Below are 5,528 nucleotides of genomic sequence, written 5' to 3' on the forward strand. Positions count from 1 at the left end.
GCCCGCCCCCGCCGCGCGCCCGCCCCCGTCCCCGTCTCCGCCCTGCGCGCACGCCGCCCCCCCCCCGCGAGCTCCCGGGCATCGGCCCGCGCGCCCGTGCGCCCGCGCCCGCACCGCCCGTCGCATCCCTACCGACCCCGTGGCTTCCGCCCTTGCGTAGTTAGTGATTGCGCACTAACTTAGGTCGCATGCCAAGGATGAGCGCGGAGGAGCGGCGTGAGAGCGTCGTCAGGGCGGCGGTGCACGAGTTTGCCCGCGGGGGTTACTACGGGACCTCCACCGAGGCGATCGCCAAGCGGGTGGGGGTGTCCCAGCCGTACCTGTTCCGGCTCTTCCCGAACAAGCCGGCCATCTTCCTCGCCGCCGCCGAGCGCTGCCTGCGCGAGACCCGCGAGGTGATGGCCGCCGCCGGCGAGGGCCTGCACGGCGAAGAGGCCACGCAGTCCATGGCGAACGCCTACACCCGCCTCATCTCCGAGGATCCCGACAAGCTGCAGATGCAGCTCCAGATGTACGTCACCGTCGCCGCGGCCGAGGCGGCCGGGGACCGCGAACTCGGCGAGCTCGTCCGCAAGGGCTGGATGGAGCTCTGGGACACGGTCCGCGTGCCGTTCGGCGGGGACGCGAACGAGACGACGACCTTCATGGCGTACGGAATGCTGATCAACACCCTCGCCGCCATGGGATTTCCGCCCGAGCACCGGGTCTGGGAGGGGCTGTACCCGACGGCCCGCGCCAAGGGCCGCCTGGAGAAGTGAGGGGCGCGCCGCCTGTCCGGCGGGTCACTCATGCGCACGAAAGTTAGTCAGCAATAACTAACAACCGCAGGGGGAATCGTGAACACGCAAGGAACGGACACCAAGCTCCGCGGACCCGCCGTCTGGGCCCTCGTACTGACCGGCGTCGCCAGCTTCATGGCCGCCCTCGACAACCTCGTCGTCACCACCGCCCTTCCCGCCATCCGCGAGGACCTCGGCGGCCGGCTCGAGGACCTGGAGTGGACGGTGAACGCCTACACGCTCACCTTCGCCGTCCTCCTCATGTTCGGCGCCGCCCTCGGCGACCGGTTCGGGCGCCGCCGGCTCTTCGTCATCGGCCTCGCGATATTCACCGGCGCCTCCGCCGCGGCCGCCCTCTCGCCCGGCATCGACGCGCTCATCGCCGCCCGCGCCGTCCAGGGCGTCGGCGCCGCGATCATGATGCCGCTCACCCTGACCCTCCTCACCGCCGCCGTCCCCGCCGCCCGCCGCGGTATGGCCCTCGGCATCTACGGAGCCGTCACCGGCCTCGCCGTCGCCAGCGGCCCCCTCATCGGCGGCAGCCTGACCGAGCACATCTCCTGGCAGTGGATCTTCTGGCTGAACGTGCCCGTCGGCCTGGCCCTGATCCCGCTCGCCCGCCTGCGGCTCGCCGAGTCCACCGCCCCCGACTCCCGCCTCGACCTCCCCGGCACCCTGCTCATCAGCGGCGGCCTCTTCGGCATCGTCTACGCCCTGGTCAACGCCAACGCCGAGGGCTGGACCAGCGCCCCCGTGCTCACCGGCCTGATCGCCGGAGCCGCGCTCGTCGGCGGCTTCGTCCACCACGGCATCCGCAGCGCGAACCCGATGCTCCCCATGCGGCTCTTCCGGAACCGGGGCTTCCTGGGGATCAACGCGGCCAGCCTGCTGATGTTCCTCGGCATGTTCGGCTCGATCTTCCTGCTCAGCCAGTTCCTCCAAGGCGTCGCCGGCTACTCGCCCACCGAGGCCGGCCTGCGCATGCTCCCCTGGACCGGCATGCCGATGATCGTCGCGCCGATCTCCGGCATCCTCTCCGACCGGATCGGCGGCCGCCCCGTCATCGCCGCCGGGCTCGCGCTCCAGGCCCTCGGCCTCGGCTGGTTCGCGGCGATCCTGAGCGCGGACGTCTCGTACGCCGCCCAGCTCCCGGCGCTGATCATCAGCGGCATCGGCATGGGGCTGTACTTCGCCCCCGCCTCCAACGTCCTGATGTCCACCGTCACCACCGCCGACCAGGGCAAGGCCTCCGGCACCAACACCGCCCTGCGCGAGGTCGGCGGAGCCCTCGGCGTCGCCGTCCTCGCCTCCGTCTTCGCAGCCCGGGGCGGCTACGAGTCCCCGCAGGCCTTCACCGACGGCACCGTCCCCGCCCTGTGGATCGGCGCCGCCGCGGTCGCCCTGGCCGCCGCCTTCGCCCTGCTGCTCCCGGGCCGGTCGAAGCCCTCCCGCGCCGCCGCCGACACGGCCGCAACGCCCGGGCCGGCGAAGGTCCCCGCAGCCCGCTGACCCCGCCCCCACACCCGCCCCCACACGCACACCCGCCCCAGAGCCAGAAGGAGTGCCCGCCATGCCCGACATCCCCTGGTCGACCCCCACCCGGCCGGCCCCCGACGCCGAGGTCTACGTGATGGCCTCCCGCTTCGAGACCGCCACCCTCGCCGGAGCCGTCCGGTTCTTCCTCAAGGCCCCCGGCATCATCGGCCAGATCCGCAAGGCCCCCGGCGCGCACGGCGTCGCCCTGCGGGCCCGCGTCTTCGGCCGCACCTTCCTCACCCTCTCCGCCTGGGAGGACCGTGACGCGCTCTACCGGTTCGCCCGCAGCGAGCCGCACCGCTCGAGCTCCCGGGCGGCCGCCGGGTTCATGAAGGAATCGGCCTTCACCTTCTGGACCGTACGGGCCGGCGACCTCCCCATCGGCTGGGCCGAGGCGGAGCGCCGTCTGGCCGAGCAGCGCACCGCCTACTGAGTCACGGTCCGTGGCCCCGCCGGGACGCGAGGGGCACGGACCGTACTCTTGTCCACGTGCAGGAACTCCACGACGCCCCCCTCGCCCCGCTGACCACCTTCCGCCTCGGTGGCCCCGCCGCCCGTCTGGTCACCGCGACCACCGACGCCGAGGTGGTCGCCGCCGTCCGGGCCGCGGACGAGAGCGGAACCCCGCTCCTGATCATCGGCGGCGGCAGCAACCTGGTCATCGGCGACCAGGGATTCGACGGCACCGCCCTGCGCATCGCGACCACCGGCTTCACCCTCACGGGCACCACCCTGGAGCTCGCCGCCGGCGAGAACTGGAGCGACGCCGTCGCCCGCGCCGTCGACGCCGGCCTCGCCGGCATCGAGTGCCTCGCCGGCATCCCCGGCTCCGCCGGTGCCACCCCGATCCAGAACGTCGGGGCGTACGGCCAGGAGGTCTGCGACACCATCACCGAGGTCGTCGCCTACGACCGCACCCGCCGCGAGACGGTCACGCTGACCGCCGCCGAGTGCGCGTTCTCGTACCGCGACAGCCTCTTCAAGCACCAGCCCGAGCGGTACGTCGTCCTGCGCGTCCGCTTCGCCCTCGAGGACGCCGGCGGCCTCTCCGCGCCGATCAAGTACCCCGAGACCGCCCGCGCCCTCGGCGTCGAGGCCGGCGACCGGGTCCCCGCCGCCACCGCCCGCGAGACCGTGCTGCGCCTGCGCGCCGGCAAGGGCATGGTCCTCGACGCGGCCGACCACGACACCTGGTCGGCGGGCTCCTTCTTCCACAACCCGATCCTGACCGACGAGGCCTACGCCGCCTTCCTCGCCCGCGTCCAGGACCGCCTCGGCCCCGACACCGCCCCGCCCGCCTACCCCGCCGGCGACGGCCGTACGAAGACCAGCGCGGCCTGGCTGATCGACAAGGCCGGCTTCACCAAGGGCTACGGCGCCGGCCCCGCGCGCATCTCCACCAAGCACACGCTGGCCCTCACCAACCGCGGCGAGGCCACCACCGAAGACCTCCTCGCCCTGGCCCGCGAGGTCGTCGCGGGCGTCCACGCGGCCTTCGGCGTCACCCTGGTCAACGAGCCGGTGACGGTCGGCGTCAGCATCTGAGGAGTCCCGGCCGCCCATGCTCTGTCCGCTGCACGGGGCCGGTACGGACCCCACCCGCCTCGTGGGCCGCACGCTCAGCAGAGTCGTCGCGTCCTGGCACATCAGCGACGGCGAGCGCTCCGAGGCTCCCCTCGACGTCTGGCTGATCGACAGCCTCGGCGACTGCATCCGCATCACCACCGGGTCCGACCAGTGCCTCATCGTCGAGTCCGCCGCGCCGCACGAGCCGTACGACATGGGGGAGTGGGGCCGCATCGAGGTCGGCGAGGACCTCGGCGACCACCCCTTCCTGCGCCACCTCGGCGAGACCGTCGCCTCGGTCGCCGAGTTCGCGCTGCCCGAGCAGGGCCGCACCCACCTGGAGATCGGCTTCCAGGACGGACACCGGGTGCGGGCCGACTGCTACGAGGGGGACCTGCGGCTCACCCGGTGAGCCAGTGGTCGATCCCGGCGAGCAGCTTCTCCTGTACGTCGGCCGGCGCGGCCGAACCGCGCACCGACTGCCGGGCCAGCTCGGCGAGCTCCGCGTCCGTGAACGCGTGGTGGCGGCGGGCGATCTCGTACTGGGCGGCGAGCCGGGATCCGAACAGCAGTGGGTCGTCGGCGCCCAGCGCCATCGGCACCCCGGCCTCGAAGAGGGTGCGCAGCGGGACGTCCTCGGGCCGCTCGTAGACCCCCAGGGCGACGTTGGAGGCCGGGCAGACCTCGCAGGTGATCTGCCGGTCGGCGAGCCGCTTGAGCAGGCGCGGATCCTCGGCGGCCCGGACGCCGTGCCCGATGCGGGAGGCGTGCAGGTCGTCGAGGCAGTCGCGCACGGAGGACGGGCCGGTCAGCTCGCCGCCGTGCGGGGCGGCCAGCAGGCCGCCCTCGCGGGCGATGGCGAAGGCCCGGTCGAAGTCGCGGGCCATGCCGCGGCGCTCGTCGTTGGACAGGCCGAAGCCGACGATTCCGCGGTCGGCGTAGCGGACGGCGAGGCGGGCCAGCGTCCGGGCGTCGAGGGGGTGCTTCATGCGGTTCGCGGCGATGAGGACGCGCATCCCGAGCCCGGTCTCGCGGGACGCGGCGTCGACGGCGTCGAGGATGATCTCGACGGCCGGGATCATCCCGCCGAGGAGCGGGGCGTAGGAAGTGGGATCCACCTGGATCTCCAGCCAGCCGCTGCCGTCCCGTACGTCCTCCTCCGCAGCCTCGCGGACCAGGCGGCGGATGTCGTCGGGCTCGCGCAGACAGGACCGGGCGGCGTCGTAGAGCCGCTGGAAGCGGAACCAGCCGCGCTCGTCGGTCGCGCGGAGCTTGGGTGGCTCGTCGGCGGTCAGGGCGTCCGGGAGCCGGACGCCGTACTTGTCGGCGAGCTCCAGGAGGGTCGATGGGCGCATCGAGCCGGTGAAGTGCAGGTGCAGGTGTGCCTTCGGCAGAAGCGTGAGATCGCGTGCGTGCTCCATCTGGTGATCCTGCCGTACCGCTGCGCTCGGCGGGAGGGGGTTTTACCTTTCGGGGGCTTGCCCGTACGCGTGAGCGGGGGTGCGGCTCACAGATCGGGGCTCCGCCCCGGACCCCCGCGCCTCAAACGCCGGCGGGGGGGGGGGTTTGGCCCGCGGGCCGAGAAGACCCCCCCCCCCCCCCCCCGCGGGCGCCCCGCGAGGGAGAAAAAAAAAAAAAAGACGCACG

At 73.3% G+C, this 5,528-nt stretch carries 6 protein-coding genes; 5 read left to right on the forward strand and 1 reads right to left on the reverse strand.

What is annotated here, in order from left to right; translation table 11 throughout:
• Positions 1-188: 188 nt before the first annotated feature.
• The 5 genes from ACFWP3_RS41295 (at position 189) to ACFWP3_RS41315 (ending at position 4,293) form a co-directional block, all read left to right on the forward strand.
• Positions 189-758, forward strand: a complete 570-nt coding sequence (locus ACFWP3_RS41295; RefSeq protein WP_384232028.1) for a TetR/AcrR family transcriptional regulator — start codon at positions 189-191, stop codon at positions 756-758.
• Between the two features lie 78 nt (positions 759-836).
• On the forward strand, positions 837-2,288 hold the full coding sequence (locus ACFWP3_RS41300; protein ID WP_384232031.1) for a DHA2 family efflux MFS transporter permease subunit: 1,452 nt from the start codon (positions 837-839) through the stop codon (positions 2,286-2,288).
• Between the two features lie 61 nt (positions 2,289-2,349).
• Positions 2,350-2,748 (forward strand): DUF3291 domain-containing protein, encoded by a 399-nt coding sequence (locus ACFWP3_RS41305; RefSeq protein WP_384232033.1) that lies wholly within the window; start codon positions 2,350-2,352, stop codon positions 2,746-2,748.
• Positions 2,745-3,860, forward strand: coding sequence for a UDP-N-acetylmuramate dehydrogenase (locus ACFWP3_RS41310; RefSeq protein WP_384232042.1), 1,116 nt, complete (start codon positions 2,745-2,747; stop codon positions 3,858-3,860). Before ACFWP3_RS41305 ends, ACFWP3_RS41310 begins: the two co-directional genes overlap by 4 nt.
• Before the next feature lie 16 nt (positions 3,861-3,876).
• Positions 3,877-4,293, forward strand: coding sequence for a hypothetical protein (locus tag ACFWP3_RS41315; protein WP_384232037.1), 417 nt, complete (start codon positions 3,877-3,879; stop codon positions 4,291-4,293).
• Here the strand turns inward: ACFWP3_RS41315 and ACFWP3_RS41320 are convergent.
• Complete coding sequence (locus ACFWP3_RS41320) at positions 4,283-5,302, reverse strand: adenosine deaminase (protein WP_384232040.1); 1,020 nt, start codon at positions 5,300-5,302, stop codon at positions 4,283-4,285. The genes ACFWP3_RS41315 and ACFWP3_RS41320 overlap by 11 nt on opposite strands.
• Positions 5,303-5,528 lie beyond the last annotated feature (226 nt).

The organism is Streptomyces sp. NPDC058525 (assembly GCF_042719495.1).
GTDB lineage: Bacteria > Actinomycetota > Actinomycetes > Streptomycetales > Streptomycetaceae > Streptomyces.